General features: G+C 32.5%; 13 protein-coding genes and 1 pseudogene. 1 reads left to right on the top strand and 13 read right to left on the bottom strand.

Features of this window, described 5'->3' with window-relative positions; genetic code table 11:
* Positions 1-80: 80 nt before the first annotated feature.
* The 9 genes and pseudogenes from HALHA_RS05990 to HALHA_RS05950 all read right to left on the bottom strand — a co-directional run bounded on the left by HALHA_RS05990 (position 81) and on the right by HALHA_RS05950 (position 10,855).
* The gene (locus tag HALHA_RS05990) at positions 81-2,288 is read right to left on the bottom strand and encodes an alpha-amylase family glycosyl hydrolase (RefSeq protein ID WP_015326888.1); all 2,208 of its coding nucleotides are present in this window, start codon (positions 2,286-2,288) and stop codon (positions 81-83) included.
* Positions 2,289-2,348: 60 nt separating this feature from the next.
* The gene (locus HALHA_RS05985; RefSeq protein WP_015326887.1) at positions 2,349-2,702 is read right to left on the bottom strand and encodes a thioredoxin family protein; all 354 of its coding nucleotides are present in this window, start codon (positions 2,700-2,702) and stop codon (positions 2,349-2,351) included.
* Positions 2,703-2,767: 65 nt separating this feature from the next.
* Positions 2,768-3,439 (bottom strand): 4Fe-4S binding protein, encoded by a 672-nt coding sequence (locus HALHA_RS05980; protein ID WP_015326886.1) that lies wholly within the window; start codon positions 3,437-3,439, stop codon positions 2,768-2,770.
* Between the two features lie 188 nt (positions 3,440-3,627).
* A complete protein-coding gene (locus HALHA_RS05975; protein ID WP_015326885.1) occupies positions 3,628-4,611 on the bottom strand; it encodes a DUF3231 family protein in 984 nt (327 codons plus the stop codon).
* A gap of 140 nt (positions 4,612-4,751) precedes the next feature.
* A complete protein-coding gene (locus HALHA_RS05970) occupies positions 4,752-5,471 on the bottom strand; it encodes a DeoD-type purine-nucleoside phosphorylase (protein ID WP_015326884.1) in 720 nt (239 codons plus the stop codon).
* 198 nt (positions 5,472-5,669) lie between these two features.
* Positions 5,670-6,971, bottom strand: coding sequence for a Na+/H+ antiporter family protein (locus HALHA_RS05965; RefSeq protein WP_015326883.1), 1,302 nt, complete (start codon positions 6,969-6,971; stop codon positions 5,670-5,672).
* Positions 6,972-7,103: 132 nt separating this feature from the next.
* Positions 7,104-8,225: an amidase domain-containing protein gene (locus HALHA_RS05960; RefSeq protein WP_015326882.1), complete on the bottom strand. Its 1,122-nt coding sequence runs from the start codon at positions 8,223-8,225 to the stop codon at positions 7,104-7,106.
* 100 nt (positions 8,226-8,325) lie between these two features.
* Positions 8,326-9,045, bottom strand: a pseudogene (locus tag HALHA_RS13700) (N-acetylmuramoyl-L-alanine amidase family protein).
* A 163-nt stretch (positions 9,046-9,208) separates the two neighbouring features.
* Positions 9,209-10,855 (bottom strand): FAD-dependent oxidoreductase, encoded by a 1,647-nt coding sequence (locus tag HALHA_RS05950; protein WP_015326881.1) that lies wholly within the window; start codon positions 10,853-10,855, stop codon positions 9,209-9,211.
* Between the two features lie 223 nt (positions 10,856-11,078).
* On the opposite strand from HALHA_RS05950, the gene ylbJ reads away from it, so the two are divergent.
* Positions 11,079-12,305, top strand: coding sequence for a sporulation integral membrane protein YlbJ (gene ylbJ / locus HALHA_RS05945; RefSeq protein WP_015326880.1), 1,227 nt, complete (start codon positions 11,079-11,081; stop codon positions 12,303-12,305).
* Positions 12,306-12,327: 22 nt separating this feature from the next.
* Here ylbJ and coaD read toward each other — a convergent pair whose 3' ends face one another.
* Genes coaD through HALHA_RS05925 form a run of 4 tightly spaced genes read right to left on the bottom strand, consistent with a single transcriptional unit; the run spans position 12,328 to position 16,711 of the window.
* On the bottom strand, positions 12,328-12,843 hold the full coding sequence (coaD, locus tag HALHA_RS05940) for a pantetheine-phosphate adenylyltransferase (RefSeq protein WP_015326879.1): 516 nt from the start codon (positions 12,841-12,843) through the stop codon (positions 12,328-12,330).
* Entirely contained in the window at positions 12,836-13,390 is a 555-nt protein-coding gene (gene rsmD / locus HALHA_RS05935; protein WP_015326878.1) for a 16S rRNA (guanine(966)-N(2))-methyltransferase RsmD, read from the bottom strand. The genes coaD and rsmD overlap by 8 nt, the downstream gene beginning before the upstream one ends.
* Before the next feature lie 35 nt (positions 13,391-13,425).
* Positions 13,426-15,852: an ATP-dependent DNA helicase RecG gene (gene recG / locus HALHA_RS05930; protein ID WP_015326877.1), complete on the bottom strand. Its 2,427-nt coding sequence runs from the start codon at positions 15,850-15,852 to the stop codon at positions 13,426-13,428.
* A 16-nt stretch (positions 15,853-15,868) separates the two neighbouring features.
* The gene (locus HALHA_RS05925; protein ID WP_015326876.1) at positions 15,869-16,711 is read right to left on the bottom strand and encodes a DegV family protein; all 843 of its coding nucleotides are present in this window, start codon (positions 16,709-16,711) and stop codon (positions 15,869-15,871) included.
* Positions 16,712-16,718: the final 7 nt, after the last annotated feature.

The raw sequence follows: 16,718 nt of genomic DNA, 5'->3' as shown, positions 1-16,718 counted from the left end.
ACTTAAGTTCCTGCATTTTTATATTATCTATAGACTAAAGTTAAAATAATATTAAGTATAAAAAATAAAGAGGACGCAGATTAATTGCGTCCAGTAGCTTTTTTATAAATAAAACCACTATAAGGAGGTAGTGTAAAGTTAGAAAAAATATTATTTTGTACCTCTAAACTATTATTAGCTGGATTTCTAGTTCCTACTGGTGGTAAATCATTAACCTCTTTAATATCAGCTAACTTAATCCATCTTCCCCAAGCAGGAAATTCTAAATCAACATCTACGTCCTTATTTCCAAAGTTAAGCAAGATTAACATTTCTTGATGACCACTTTTAGTTCTCCAGCCAATCACTTTTCTATTAGCTCCTTTATTATCTGACATCCACGGGCCAATCATCCAACTAAACTGATCTGTCTCAACAGGATTGCTTCCGGAAATCTTTAGTGCATCATATCTTTTACGCAACTTAATTAACTTTTGGGTCCAACGATAAAAATCATTATACTCATATTCAGGACAATTAGGATCAGGAGTCACTGTATCAATATCAATTACATTAGATTTACGATTAACCCCAAACTCTTGGCCCATATAAATCATTGGCTGTCCTAAAGCTACCATAGTAGCCATCATTGCTAATCTCGCCTTACGATCCTTAATATTACAATCTAAAATATTATTTGTTTCTACTTCATATCTAATGCTAGGTTCATCATGACTTTCACTATAATTAATTACATTATTAGTATGTTTAGCAAATTGATTCTTACAAAAATAAAACATATCCCCTAAATTATTTGGACTATCGTCACACCAATTTCTAAAAACACCTTCTCTAATTAAAGCTTTCATTTTATCATGAAATAAATCAGCCCACTGGGCATAACCATTATACCCGGCAAAGTTTAGATCTGATTGATTGGGTAAATTCTCAGCGATTAAAATAGCATTAGATTTAAAACCAGAGTTTCTAATCTCATCTTGAATTTGATAAAGTAATTTATGATCAGTATAATTAGAATGAGTAGCATCAAATCTAAAACCATCAATATGATACTCTTTAATAAACAGTTTACAAGAATCAATCAACATATTATCAACTTCATCTCGCCCAGTAGCTAATTTATTACCCCATTTAGTACTCCCATCAAAATATAAACCACCGGGACTGGATCCATCATCAATTAATTTCCACAGTGGATTAAAATCATTAGAGGTATGATTAAATACTTGATCAATAATTACAGCTAAACCATGTTGATGAGCAGTATTAATCATCTCCCGAAAATCATCAGGACTACCAAAATCATGTTCTACAGACATAAAACTACATGGATCATAACCTAACCCGAAATGACTCCATGCTTCGGAGGTAGGCATTAATGCTAAAGCTGTAATTCCTAAATCTGCAAAATAACCATCTTTAATCCGCTTAGTTATTCCTCTAAAAGTACTTTGATCTTCTAGTGGAATATCAGAATCACCATCTGTAAACCCATAAACATTTAATTCATAAATAATCAACTGGCTAATATCAGGAGTTTGCCATTCTTCATCTGTCCATTGAAACTCTGTTGGATCTACAACTACACAATTACTTAATTTATAATCATCACTATACACCCTAGTATAAGGATCATAAACCAACCTTTCATTACCGGCTGTACCTCCTTGAACATAAAACTTATACTCAACTCTATTTTTAACTTGTGTAGCAGGAATTCTGCCCCACCAAATATTTGGTTGATTATAAAAACCCCTATATAACTCAAGCTCAACTAACTTATCTTCTTGATTAAGGCTTAAAGATACTTTCGCTGCTCGAGGATGAAAAAGAGCAAAGCTAATAGAACCATCAGTTAATTTATGTGCTCCCAATAAGGAATGAACTTTGCCCCCTGATACATCAGTTTGGGGTAAATAGAAATTCTCCTGAGGAATTAAATCTTTAATTTTATTATATACTTCTTTAATATGACCTATTGGCCTATCAGGCTTAACACTATAAATATTATGAATTCCTGCTTTAGACCAAATTTCTCCTCCTAATCCTGCATTATATTCTCTATTATTTTCGTCATCTTCCCAAATGACACCTTTCTTACCTATATCTTTGAATTTAAAATAGAAATTATTTCTATTAACCATAACATCATAATAAACTCCATACTCATCTTCTCCTACCGGCTCAATCTCACGCTCTAAGCTACCACTTCCTATAGTCCAAATCCATAACCGAGGCTTACTAAAGTTATTACCATTATCATAGTGAATCCTAATTTTATTTCTCATCTTAACTCCCCCTATCACTATCTATTATTAACTAAAATCGAGGGAATAATTAATATCTACTTAATCTATTAGACTTAATTTCTTCTTAATTCTATTCCATAAGGATAATTCAGCCAATAAATCATCTAATTCTTCTTGATCAATATATCCAATATGCTTAGCAATTACTTTCCCTTTATTAAATAATAATAAGGTAGGTGATCTATCAACGTCATATTCTTGGGCCAATTCTTGATTATTAGCGATATCTATCTCTATTAAGTTAAGATTATCATTCTCTAGTTGGTCGGCAAGAAACTCTTTTACCTCCTGACAAGCAGAACAATACTCATAGGAAAACTCTAATAATACAGGCTGCTTATAACTTTTAACTTTTTTACTAAATTCTTCACCACTAACCTTTGTAAAAGACATCTTCATCCCTCCAGTCTAAATAATTAAAATAGCTATTAGCTTTAGAAACTAATAGCTATTTTAGGTCATTCTCTTGTTAACGCATCTACAGGACATGAATAAACACACTCTTGACAGTGTATACAATCTAAATCTTTATCACTATCATCAGTAAAATCATAAGGTTCTAAGTCCATCGGGCAATCTTTAGCACATAATTGACAGTTAACACACTTATTCTGATCTACTTTAATTCGTTTAGGCTCTTCTTTAGCCTGTTCTTTGACTCTCTTTAGACTACGTTTTATTTTAATAACCAATGCTGATAAAGAACCCATCGGACAGAACGAACACCAAGTTCTTTCGTGAAAGAAGATACCTAAAATTATAGTAATAGCACTTGTAATAAAGATAATTCTATAAAACACAAAACCTATTTTAGCTAAATCTCCTCCCGAATTCATAATTCCTATTACAAATTGATATACTAAGAAGAGGAAGAAAGCTATTCTAAAGGCAACTGTCTTAAAAATTCTAGGTATTTTCATACTACGGCTAACTTTAGCTAATACGTTATCATTAAAACTCCCTCTAGGACAAAAGTTTCCACACCAAACTCGCCCTTCTCTCCAAGTAGCAACTACTACTGGTGCTAACATACACACCAAGGCTACACTACCGATGATTGGATACTTCCACCCCACTCCTAAAAAAACTACTAATAAAATCCAACTCCAATTACTAATAAAAGATTTCATTGTTATACCCCTCTCTACTTATATTCTTATATTTGAATATTGCGATTTATTTTAAAAACATCTAATATTGACTGTAAATTATTATAGTTTATCTTGCTTTATTTGTCAAGTCTTTTTATAATTATGCCTTACAATCTGATGATATGACTAACTTAGCCCTAGATCTAGGGCTAAGTTAGTCATATAGGCTAAGTTTGATTTCTTGTGTATCTAGGGGCTGGGATAATCCACCCTTTCATCTTCCCATACTTAATCATTTTACTAATATAATTTAACTCTGCAAAATATAATTTTTCAAATAAATCTTTAGCCCTTTTATTTAAAATGCCATCTATAAGAGCTGAGCTATGAAGAACTGCTGCAGACTGCATTCCATTATAAACTGTTGTAAAGATAAATTCATCACCAATATTCTCAGTCATATCTGGCTGCGGAATCAAATCACTGTATTCTCGGGGTAGAGGTACCCCAAAATATAATAACAACTTCTCTATCTTGCTCATTTGGTTTTCTAACATCCCTTTACCAGTCTCTAACAATAGATCAAAATCTTTATCATTTGTATAAGTGGAAAGAATCTTAGTTAAATGAATATTGGCATACCTAAAAGTTAAATGGGACCATAACTGATAAACTTCTGTGGTCAATATCTCTTCATCAACATCATCTGGTACATGTGGATAACGGGGAGGAATATTAATCCAACCTTTTTTCTTTAGATAATCAACATAATTATGATAGCGGTGTAAAGTCTGCTTAGTAATTTTTATTAACCACTCGCTTATATTATCATTGGTTGTATGATCCCTAAAAGATCTAGTTAAACTCTTAAGTTCACCTCGATAATAATTATAGAGATTCCAAGCTATATCTTCATCACGCATAACTTCATTGCTAGTTGCTATCTTGGTATCTGTTACTGCAGGCTGAGGCCCTTTGATTGCCACTTTTTGTAACTTTTTCTCGAATTCATTGACCTCCTTAGAGAAGGCCTCGACATGTCCATCAACTACTTTCCTAAAGTCTGAATCATGAATAAAATTTCTATTAATCTTAAGAGAGTTCACAATAGAATATCTAGTATTTAATAAATCCCAGAGAGTATATACTTCTTGAGCATTAACCTCCATTTGCTTTTTTGTACCAGCAAATAGACTACCTAAAATGGACATCTATAATCCCCTCCTTAAATCTTTCCTTCCTGGGTTATTATCTTAGTCTTAACGATTTCTTTCTTTTATATTACTTAATATAAAAGAGGAGTAAGCATCTTAAGATGCTTACTCCTCTTTTAGTCTATTTACTTTATAAATTAACCATATAATTTAGTTACTGTATCTAGTACCATTTCTGTCATCCGATCTACACCCTGTTGAATCTTTTCTTTATCTGCTCTAACCTGGGAGAATACATGATCAGATACAGTAAGCACAGTTGCAGCTCTTAAACCATACTTAGCAGCAATATTATATAAAGCTGCAGTCTCCATTTCTACTGCTAAAACACCACGATCTGCTAATCTCTTCAATTGTTCAGTATAATCATCAGTCTTACCATAAAAATAATCAGAAGTAGCAATTTGGCCGACATGAACTGGCATATCTAAATTAACTGCACTATCATATAAATTCTTAATTAATTCAAAATCTGCACCTGGGGCCAAGGTAATATCCTGGTCTAGTTGATTAATTGTCGTACCCACTGTAGCAGCTGATTGACCAATGATTAGGTCTGCCTGGTCTAAATCCTCAGTTAAAGCACCACTAGTTCCTACTCTAATTAAAGTTTTAGCTCCTAACATCTTAAGTTCCTCTAACATAATTCCAATTGAAGGAACTCCCATTCCAGTAGTTTGAATTGAAACTTCAACTCCATTAAAAGTTCCAGTATACCCATACATCTCTCGATAATCAGTATATAATTGAGGATCATCTAGAAATTTCTGAGCCATATACTCTGCTCGTTGGGGATTACCTGGTAATAAAACAATATCTGCTACTTCTTCTGCTTTAGCTTCAATATGAATTGGCATAAATAAATTCCTCCTTAAATTATTCTACCTTTTTATTGTATGAAACTTTAAGGTTTTTTAATAAAACTATGTTGTTGTTAGACATCATACCTATTTTATTAATTTATAGATAAAAAATAAAATTCCTTCATAAAAATAAATTTTCTACAAAAAATAAAAATAGTAGAGCACAATGCACTCTACTATTTCTTAATTTTATTATAGAACTAAAGCTCCTAACCAAGCAAATAAAATCAAGGGAATATTATAGTGTAAGAAAGTTGGCACACAAGTATCCCAAATATGATCATGTTGTCCATCAGCATTTAATCCAGAAGTGGGCCCTAAAGTACTATCCGAAGCAGGGGAACCAGCATCTCCTAATGCTCCAGCAGTACCAACTAAGATAATTGTAGCTAAAGGACTAAAACCTAGTGATTGAGCTAAAGGAACATAAATAACTGCAATAATAGGGATTGTTCCAAATGATGTTCCAATTCCCATTGTTACTACCAAGCCAACTGCTAACATAAGTAATGCTCCTAATACTTGACTACCACCAATTAAAGTAGTTACTGACTGAACAATAGTCTCTACTCCTCCAGTAGCCCTAATTACATCGCCATATCCAGCTGCAACTAACATTACAAAAGCAATAACTCCCATCATATTGACTCCTGCTTTAACTACATCATCTAATTCTTCCCACTTGATACTACCTGAGCTAACCATAATAACTAATCCAACTAATGCTCCTAGTGGTAAAGAATTAATAGTTAGCTGGATAATTAACGCCGTAGCTAATGCTACTAAAGCAAGAGTATGTTTTAAGCTCCAACTAGTTACCTCTTCACTAGTAGCTGCTACTTGCTGTTGAGCTAAATTAAAGTTATATTCTCGTTTATTATTATAAGTTACAAAGATTGCTACTAATAAGCCAATTGCCATTCCTAATACAGGTATCCAAATTACACTAGCAATTTGGTTTAAATTAACCTTCATTCCATTAGCAGCCATTTGATCTCTAATAATCTTATGAAAAATAAGCCCAAATCCGGCTGGAATTGCCATATAAGGTGCCTGGAGACCAAAAGTTAATGCGGAAGCTACTGCTCTTCTATCAATCTTTAACTTATTAAATAGTTTCAATAATGGTGGAATCAAAATAGGAATAAAAGCAATATGAACTGGAATTAAATTTTGCGATAAACAAGCAAAAGCTGCAATAGATAATATAAAAAACTTCCTTCTTTTTCCCACAACTTTATTTAATTTATTACTCAATAAAGATACAACTCCAGTCTGTTGGACTGCAACTGCTAGTGCTCCTAATAGAATATAACTCAAAGCTATGTCTGTATTGGCCCCCATTCCTTCAATTAAAGTATTCATTGTTTTAGTTATAGTTAATCCACCCGTTACTCCTCCTACAATTGCTGCAACCAATAAAGCTAAAATAACATTCAAATTAGCTAAACTTAATATAATCATTGTTAATACTGATATTAATACTGGATTCATTAAGATCTCCTTTCATTATTTATTACTTTAATCTATTAAAACATTATACAATATAACATACTTATTATCAAAAGTCAATTAAATATATATTCATAAGTGACCAAGTAACTAAAAAATATAAAATTATTAACATTAATAATTTACATGTACTAACCAAAACTTAACTCCTTTATTACTCCAGCCTAAATCCCAAGGAACCCTATGGCGGTCTGCATTATGAGAGTTTACTAAAATATAACCTTTAGAATCTATACCACTTACTACAGATATATGGGCAACTTCTCCTTTCTTTTCGTAAGCTATATAATCTCCCGGTAATAATTTATAGGAAGTTTTTAGTACCTTACTATAACTACCACGAGCAATTAATGAAGCTCTACCACTATTTAGCATATAGCTATTAAAGGCCTTAGCATTTAGCCAAGCTCTAGTCCCCTTACCTTGTCTATAATTCCAAATTCGATTTTTTCTAAATCCTGCCCCTTCATATAACATTTGGGAGGCAAAATTGGCACAATCTCCTCCCTGATAGTTATAATTTTTATACTTAGAATTATAATTAAAACCGTACTTAGGTGGACTAGCAGCACCACAATATTGATCTACATACTTTATTGCTTTAACTCTCCTCTGATTTAAAGTTGATAAATCTTTAGGTTTCTTAGCAAGAATTAATTGTCTTATTTTTTCGATTTTAGTTAGACTTAGGGAACTTGCTAAAGGATCTCTATACCACTCTTTAGTAATAGATAATTCTTTTTTATAATTTTCTAAATCCAAAGAATGATAAGTGCCCGTTCTAAAAGAATTAACTTGTTGTGGTGCATTTTGATAAGCATATTTATATTCTGTAGAAACTGTTAAATTTACTGTAATATCTTCATTCTTCTTTTTTATACGTTTAATAACAATCTGCGGTTTAATTGCTTTAAATTTAACCCCTTGTTTAGTTGCCCACTGGTGTAGATAATTCATTCTCTTAAGCTCATGTTCATAAGCCCAGATTCCAGTTTTAGTCTTTCGATTGTATAAATTAGCCAATCTCTTTTTATTATTTTCTAATAATGCTTTAGTTCGGATTTTAAATATCCGGTTTATCTTGTTGGTTACTATATCTTGTGTATTATTGGTTACAGCTACAGTAGGATCTTTACTACTCTTTATATATAATCCTACTCCAATTGCACAAGATAGTAAAAAAACTACACTTAATAATATAAGTAATCTTCTTTTTAACTTAATTAAAATAATCATATTTTCCCTCCCTAAATACATCTAAAGTTATATGTATCAGGTTAAAGGTTTATTCTTTTTTCTATAAGTTTCCAAATTTCTAATAGAAAGTTTACATTATTTAAATAAATTTAAAGCCTGAAAAATATTCTTCTATTCCCTTATAAATTGCCTGAACCAATATCTCTTGATATGCTTCTTTTAACAGTAATCTTCTATCTAAATCATTAGTAATAAATCCTACTTCAACAATAACTCCTGGAGTTTTTTTGGCTTTTAAGATATAAAGATTCTTTCTCTCTTGAGGAGCATGATTAACAGGCTCAAGATTAGAATATTCTATCTTGTTAAGATATTTTTGTAACGTCTTAGCTAAAATCTTATTTTGGGGATGACGAGAATGATAAAGAACAGTTGGCCCTCTCATTTTAGTTTGCCCAGCTCTATGATCAACATGTAAACTAATAAATATATCTACTTCCTATTGATTAATAATATCTATTCTAGCTCTTAAATCTCTTATATGGCGACTACTAGAATAGTTATTTAGATGATCTAGTGCTGTATCCTCTTCTCTGGTCATAACCACTTTAAGATTATTTTTAGTTTCTAAATATTTTTTTAGTTTAAGTCCAATCTCTAAATTAATATTCTTCTCTAGTACCTCATTATAACTTGTTCCTCCATCTATTCCTCCATGACCAGGATCAATTACTATTACTCTTTGAGAAGCTAAAGGTTGAGGACTTTGGACTAATTCTAATTGTTTAGGGGCCCAAAAAAATAAATAAATGATTATTAACCAGATATAAATCTTTCCACCCCGCAGTTGAATAATCATACGGTCACTCCTTTTGTAAAAGTTATATTTAACCTTATTCTTATAATTGAATTTTTATCAACAGAACTTAGATTTTATAGTAATAAGTGACCAAATAACAAGTGTACCACCCTTAAAATAAAAGAGCTCCTTTACAGGAGCCCTTTTATAATAGTTAATATTTTTATAATAAATTCCAAGCTGTTATACCACCTGTTAAGTTTTCTACTTCTTTAAATCCATTTTGCTTTAGTATCTTATAAGCTAAGTAGCCACGATAACCTACTGCACAATAAATTACTGTTCTCTTTTGAGGGTCTAATTTATCTACTTCTTCTCTTAAATCACTAAGTGGTATTAATTTAGCATCTCCAATAGATCCAGCTTCATATTCTGGTTTAGTTCTAACATCCACTAGTTGAATTTCTTCGTTATTATTTAATGTTGCCTTTAAATCTTGCGGATTAATTATCTCCATTTCTCCTCGTAAAACATCTGCTGCTATCATACCAGCCATAATTGTTGGTGATTTAGCTGAGGAATAAGGAGGAGCATAAGCTAGATCTAAATCTTCTAAATCCTCTACTGTCATCTGGGCAGATAAAGCAGTGGCTAAAACATCTATTTGTTTATCTACACCTTCTTTACCAACTACTTGTCCTCCTAATAACCTGCCAGTTTCTTCTTCTATAATTATCTTTACAATTAATTTTTCTGCCCCTGGATAATATCCGGCATGATTATTTTTAGGTGTATAAACTGTATAATAATTAATATCTTCTTTTTTACAATCATCTTCAGTTAATCCAGTTCCGCCAGCAGTCCAATCACAGACTTTGATGATATTTGTACCTAATACACCAGCAAACTCCTTATTCTTCCTACCTGCTGCATGAGCACCTGCTATCCGCCCTTGTTTATTAGCTGGGCCAGCTAAAGGGATATTTATTCTATCATTAGTAACTAAGTGTTTACTTTCTGTAATATCCCCTGCTGCATAAATATCAGGATCACTTGTTTGCATCCATTCGTTAACTACTACCCCTTCTTTTCCTACTTTTAATCCAGCATCTTCAACTAAACCTAATCTAGGAATTGCTCCTGTAGCTATAACTACAAAATCAGTTTTTAACTTTTGACCACTCTGTAAAGAGATAGTTATTTTTTCTTGCTCTTCAAATTTACCTACTTTCTCTTCTAACAAAACATTAATGCCTTTCTTTTGTAGATGATTTGTTAGTGGAGTAGTTAATTCTTTATCTAATATTGGAAGAATTTGATCTTGCATTTCTATCAGTGTTACATCTAAGCCTCTCTTTGCTAACTCCTCAGTCGCTTCTATCCCAATATATCCCGCTCCGACGACTACTGCACTTGTTGGAGATGCCTCTAATTGCTCAACAATTGCATCAGCATCAGGGATTGTCTTTAAAGTAAATATCTTATCTAAATCAATTCCTGGAACTGGTGGTTTACTGGCCCTAGCTCCAGTAGCAATAATTAATTTATCATAACTTTCTTTAAATTCTTCTTTAGTTTGCTTATTCGTTACAGATACTTTTTTAGCTTCTCGGTCAATCTCGGTCACTTGGTGTTCAACCCGTACATCAATCCCGAACCAATTATCAAATCGCTGCGGACTTACTTGTAAAAGAGAAGAACGATCTTCAATTGTCCCTCCTACATAATAAGGAAGTCCACAATTTGCAAATGATGGATACTTACCTTCTTCAAACACAATAACCTCTGCTTCTTCATCTTCTCGTCTAGCTTTAGCTGCAGCACTTGCTCCTCCAGCTACACCACCGATTACTACAATTTTTTTTGCCATAGATTTACCCTCCTGATTCAACTACCTTTTCTAATTTCATATGTACTATTCATTAATATAACCTAACTTATTATTAATATACCATAAAATAAGATTATATTCAAATATCCAGATAATAAAATGTTTAAAATCTTATTTGATACATTAAAAGATATAAAGTCATATTCTCTATAAAAATTAAATAGTATTAATTAAGCACTATTTTAATAAGGGAGGGAACTTAATGAATAAAAAGCTAATAAATTTAAAAGCACTTATCGCCATCTTATTTACTGTAGCTTTAATTGTTTTCTCTGAACCAGCTTTTAACTCTGCAATTGATGGATTAGAGACTTGGTGGGAGATTGTATTTCCTGCTTTACTACCTTTCTTTATTGTAGCAGAAATATTAATGGGACTAGGGGTTGTACATTTTATGGGAGCACTACTTGAGCCTTTAATGCGCCCATTATTTAGAATACCAGGAGTAGGTGCCTTTGCAGTAGCTATTGGACTGGCTTCTGGATATCCGATTGGGGCCAAGATCACTGGCAATTTGCGCCGGGAAGGATTATGTACTAAAACAGAAGGAGAAAGATTAGTTTCATTTGCTAATACTGCTGACCCATTATTTATGATTGGAGCTGTAGCAGTAGGGATGTTTTCAAACCCTCAATTAGGGGCTATTTTAAGCTTGGCCCATTATGCTTCTTGTTTAATTGTAGGTTTTGTACTTAGATTTTATAAGCCCAATGCTACTCCCAAAACTGATAATTCTAGTCCCCAACAAGAGAATATTATTTCCTATGCTTTTAATGAACTCTATAATGCTCGTAAAAAAGATGGCCGCCCTTTTGGGCAATTACTTGGAGATTCTATTGAAGAGTCCGTAAAGACTTTACTTACCGTTGGGGGCTTTATTATCTTCTTTTCAGTAGTAACTAAAATACTATACTTAGTTGGTTTTAATCAGCTCATTGCTTTTATTCTAACTTTTATCTTAGAACCTCTTGGCTTTAATCAAGCACTTATTTCACCTATCATAAGTGGATTATTCGAACTTACCAATGGTTCCTATCTAGCCAGTCAAGCCAATGCTCCATTAAACCAACAAGTGATCATTACCAGTGCTATTATTGCCTGGAGTGGACTTTCAGTTCATGCCCAAGTTGTAGCTATGGTTAAAGGAACAGATATTAAACTTAAGCTTTATTTTTTTGCCCGAATTTTACATGCCATCTTAGCAGGGGCCTTAACTTACTTCTTATTTGATCCCTTAAATGCTATTTCATCTCGACTAACTATACCAGTAATTAGTACTCAAAGCACTGGCTTTTCCCTAGGTTATCTTGATTATTTAGCACATATGTCAATTGGATTAATCTTACTCTTTGGCTTCCTTACCTTTATTTCTTTAACCTTCTATATTATAAAACAGCTTAAAGTTATTTCTTTTCATCATTTTAAATAAAAAAGGCACGATATTCCGTGCCTTAATTTCTATCCTCTTCTGTTACCATTTTATCTTCTTTTTTTAAACGTTTAATTAATTTATCAATCACATATTCAGGAACTAACTCCTCAATACAGCCCCCAAAACTAGCTACTTCTTTGACAGCACTAGAACTTAAATAAGCATATTTAGTATTAGTCATCATAAATAATGTTTCAATCTCCGGGGCCAACTTCTTATTCATCGAAGCCATCTGAAATTCTGATTCAAAATCAGATACAGCCCGTAATCCTCTAACAATCACATCACCATCTTGTTCTTTTAAATACTCAGTTAATAATCCAGCAAAATCATCAACCATAACATTATTAAAATCTTTAAGTACCTCTTCTAGCATCTCAACTCTTTCTTCTCTAGTAAATAAAGGATTCTTATTAGGATTAACAAAAACTGCTACAATTACTTCATCAAAAATATTACTAGTACGTCTAATAATATCTAAATGACCTGTGGTTACTGGGTCAAAACTGCCAGGATAAACTGCTACCTTAGCCATTATCACTCGCTCCTCTTAATAAAGTTAATGTTGACTTGCCATAATTACGCTCCTTAATTACAACATAATCTGCAGGCCAATCTAAATCAGCTTTAGCTTGATGTTCTACAATTATAATCCCTGTCGGATGCAATAAATTATACTGACTAATTCTGTCTAATGTCTTGGTATATAGCTCTATTTCTTTATAAGGAGGATCCATAAAGATTAACTCAAAATGCCCCCTTAACCGCCTTAAAGCTTTCAATACATCATCAACAATAACTTTACTTTGGTCTTGATAACTAACTGATGCTATATTCTGGTCTATCGTTTTAGCAATTTGTTTGTTCTGTTCTATAAATGTAACTTCATTGGCCCCTCTACTAATTGCTTCAATACCAAGACCACCAAATCCAGCATATAAATCCAAACACCTAGTTCCAACAACATCAGGTCCTAATATATTAAATAATGCTTCTTTAGTTCTATCACTTGTAGGTCTCACATCTCTTCTATCAAGTGACTTTAATCTCTTTCCTTTATTTTTTCCGGCAATAATTCTCATCTTACCCCTCCAATTATACAAGTTAACTATACTTATTAGCTTATATCAATTAAGTCTAAATCATAATCAAAACTTTCTGTTAAAAATTGCCTTAATAACTTATGGTTACTTTCTTCTAATTGAGGGTCCTTTCTTACTAATTTAAAAGCATCTTCTCGAGCTACTTCTAATAAATCTTGGTCTCTTAAAATATCTGCTACTTTTAAATCAGGCATACCATGTTGTCTAGTACCAAAAAATTCACCTGGCCCTCTTAAATGAAGATCCTCTTCAGCAATTTTAAACCCATCATTAGTTTTAGTCATAATCTTCATTCTTTCTTTACCCTCTTGAGTATTAGGATCAGCTATTAAAATACAATAAGACTGCTTTTCTCCTCGTCCAACCCGACCTCTTAATTGATGCAACTGGGCCAAACCAAACCTTTGGGCATCCTCAATAATCATCAGTGTAGCATTGGGAACATTAACTCCTACCTCAATTACAGTTGTAGAAATTAAAATATCTTTTTTCCCTATTCTAAACTCTTCCATAACTGCTTCCTTTTTATCAGCCTTCATTTGACCATGTAATAATCCCAATTCTAAATCAGGAAAGACATCCTCTAGTTGCTCAAACATCTCAACAGCAGATTCAAGATCTAATTTTTCTGATTCTTCAACTAAAGGACAAACAATATAGGCTTGCCTACCCTCTTTAATCTCATCCTGAACAAAAGAATAAATTTTATCTCTAGCTTGTTTAGTTCTCCACTCTGTAACTACTGGCTTTCGTCCTGGAGGTAATTCATCAATTACTGAAACATCTAAATCACCATAAACTGTTAAAGCTAAAGTTCTAGGAATAGGAGTAGCAGTCATCACTAATACATCTGGGTTATCCCCTTTTTCCTGTAAAGTAGCCCGCTGTCTAACCCCAAAACGATGCTGCTCATCGACAATTACTAAACCTAATTGAGCAAAATTAATCCCTTGCTGAATTAAAGCATGAGTCCCAATTACTATATCTACTGCTCCACTTTCAATCTCTGCTATTACTTCTCTCTTTTCCTTAGCAGTTAAACTACCTACTAATAACTTTATTGTAATCCCTAATGACTCTAAATCTTCTTCTAAACCTAAAAAATGTTGCTCGGCTAAGATCTCAGTAGGAGCCATCAAAGCACCTTGCCAACCAGATTGTACAGTTTTTAACAAACCAAGGGTAGCTATTACTGTCTTCCCAGCTCCTACATCACCTTGTAAGAGGCGATTCATTTGATAAGTAGATTCCATATCTCCTTTAATATCTTGCCAGACTCTACTTTGAGCTGCAGTTAATTCAAAGGGTAGAGAGGTTAAAAATTGATTAACCAATTGATTATTTTGATCATGTTTAAGTCCTAGCACTTTTTCTTGAACTTCTGTCTTTCTTAACGCCAGACCTAATTGTAAAATAAATAATTCTTCATAAGCAAATCTTCTTCTAGCCAACTTTAAATCTTTTTTAGAATCAGGAAAATGGACTTGTCCTAAAGCTTCTTGCAAACATGGAAATGAATACTTATCTAATATAAATTCAGGTAAAAACTCAGGTACTTTAGCTCTATATTGATCTAATACTCTTTTGACAATCTTACGAACCTGCTTTTGGTTAAGTCCTTTAGTCGTAGGATAAATAGGAACTATTCTATTAGTATGTAAACTCTCCCCATCAATTTCTTCATAATGAGGATTATTAATCTCTAATTGACCATAATTATACTTTACTTCCCCACTAAATAAAATAATATCTCCCTTATTAAACTGTTTTTTAATATAACCTTGGTTAAACCAGACTCCATATAAGATTCCAGTACCATCAGTAATACCTATCTTAATAATTCTTAAACCTTTTCTCGGCTTAATCTGTTTAATCTCCGTTACTTTTCCTTGGACTGTTACCTTCATCCCACTTTTTAGATTTGTTATTTTTTCTAATTGACTCCAATCATTATAATCACGAGGTAGATAATAAAGTAAATCATTAATATTTTCTACATTTAGACCTTTAAATTTCTTTGCCCTATACTCTCCTACTCCTTTAATATACTGAACTGATTGTTGCCAAAAGTCAGGTAGTTGTTGAAGAGAAGATTCTTTAGTCTTCTTTTCTTTTTCTATCTTTACTAAATTATTATCTTGTATCTTAAAAATCTTAGCACCATCTATTTCTATAGCTAATTGATTAATTAAATTTATTATTTTTTTTAGTTTCCTTCTGCGATCATCAATTGTTGCTCGTCCATAATTAGAAACTATATCAATTAATTCTTTGGTTAATTTTATAACTTTTTTATTACTAGACTCTTCTTTTAGTTTACGACTCCAACTTAAAACATACTTATCAAAACCACCTATTACTGAAGTATTTAATCCTTTAGACTTGATTTCAATTGGTAATGGTTTAATTAATGTAGCAAAGATTTTCTTTGTTTTATTCATAGGTTACGTCACTCTCCTACTTATAAATAGCAGCTCCAAAAGCAGTCGGGCCTACGTGACTTCCAATTACTGGGCCAAGCTTTCTTACTTCAACCTCTCGCCAAGCAAACTCATTTGTTAAGATCTCTTCTAATTGCTTTGCTTTATCTTGATATTTACTATATAGGATCACTAACTTTTGGCCCTTTTTATTATCTAACTTACCATCTATAACTTCTTTAAAGACTCGATATAATCTTTTTTCTCCCCTGACCTTTTTATAAGGTGCAACTTCTCCATCTTCAACGGTCATAAGGGGACGAACTTTAAATAGATTACCTAAAAAGGCTGCTGCTTTACCAATTCTTCCCCCCTGCTCTAAGTAATCTAAATCATCTACTGTAAAATAGATTCCAACTTGCTCCTTAATTCGATCAATAAACTTAATAATCTTACCTAATTTAGTTCCTTCTTTTACTTTTTTAGCTACTTCAATAGCCATTATCCCTAAAGAAATACTAACAGTTTCAGAATCTATAACTTTAATTTCTACTTCTTCAACCATATCGGCAGCTAATTGAGCTGCCTTAATTGTACCACTTAATTGGGTTGATACATGCAGTGAAATGATATGATCATACTCTTTAGCTAATTCCTCATAAACTTTAACAAATCTCCCCACTGGTGGTTGAGACGTAGTAGGCAAGTGGTCACTAACCTCTAATTTTTTTAAAAACTGGTCAGGATTAATCTCTACCCAGTCTTGGTACTCCTGGTCAGCTATCATGACTTGTAAAGGAACCCTTGTTATATCATACTCCTGTAATTGATTACTAGTTAAATCAGCTGTACTATCTGTTACTACTGCTATTTTAGCCATTCTTATC

It is taken from the genome of Halobacteroides halobius DSM 5150, from assembly GCF_000328625.1.
Classification (GTDB): Bacteria; Bacillota; Halanaerobiia; order Halobacteroidales; family Halobacteroidaceae; genus Halobacteroides; species Halobacteroides halobius.
The sequence above is the reverse complement of the archived record's forward strand: the minus strand, read 5'-3'. Positions and strand labels throughout refer to the sequence as shown.

What these genes read in the sequence shown, in the direction of transcription:
- HALHA_RS05990 (WP_015326888.1), bottom strand. Translation starts at nt 2,288, where the DNA reads ATGAGAAATAAAATTAGGATTCACTATGATAATGGTAATAACTTTAGT.
- HALHA_RS05985 (WP_015326887.1), bottom strand. Translation starts at nt 2,702, where the DNA reads ATGTCTTTTACAAAGGTTAGTGGTGAAGAATTTAGTAAAAAAGTTAAA.
- HALHA_RS05980 (WP_015326886.1), bottom strand. Translation starts at nt 3,439, where the DNA reads ATGAAATCTTTTATTAGTAATTGGAGTTGGATTTTATTAGTAGTTTTT.
- HALHA_RS05975 (WP_015326885.1), bottom strand. Translation starts at nt 4,611, where the DNA reads ATGTCCATTTTAGGTAGTCTATTTGCTGGTACAAAAAAGCAAATGGAG.
- HALHA_RS05970 (WP_015326884.1), bottom strand. Translation starts at nt 5,471, where the DNA reads ATGCCAATTCATATTGAAGCTAAAGCAGAAGAAGTAGCAGATATTGTT.
- HALHA_RS05965 (WP_015326883.1), bottom strand. Translation starts at nt 6,971, where the DNA reads ATGAATCCAGTATTAATATCAGTATTAACAATGATTATATTAAGTTTA.
- HALHA_RS05960 (WP_015326882.1), bottom strand. Translation starts at nt 8,225, where the DNA reads ATGATTATTTTAATTAAGTTAAAAAGAAGATTACTTATATTATTAAGT.
- HALHA_RS05950 (WP_015326881.1), bottom strand. Translation starts at nt 10,855, where the DNA reads ATGGCAAAAAAAATTGTAGTAATCGGTGGTGTAGCTGGAGGAGCAAGT.
- ylbJ (WP_015326880.1), top strand. Translation starts at nt 11,079, where the DNA reads ATGAATAAAAAGCTAATAAATTTAAAAGCACTTATCGCCATCTTATTT.
- coaD (WP_015326879.1), bottom strand. Translation starts at nt 12,843, where the DNA reads ATGGCTAAGGTAGCAGTTTATCCTGGCAGTTTTGACCCAGTAACCACA.
- rsmD (WP_015326878.1), bottom strand. Translation starts at nt 13,390, where the DNA reads ATGAGAATTATTGCCGGAAAAAATAAAGGAAAGAGATTAAAGTCACTT.
- recG (WP_015326877.1), bottom strand. Translation starts at nt 15,852, where the DNA reads ATGAATAAAACAAAGAAAATCTTTGCTACATTAATTAAACCATTACCA.
- HALHA_RS05925 (WP_015326876.1), bottom strand. Translation starts at nt 16,711, where the DNA reads ATGGCTAAAATAGCAGTAGTAACAGATAGTACAGCTGATTTAACTAGT.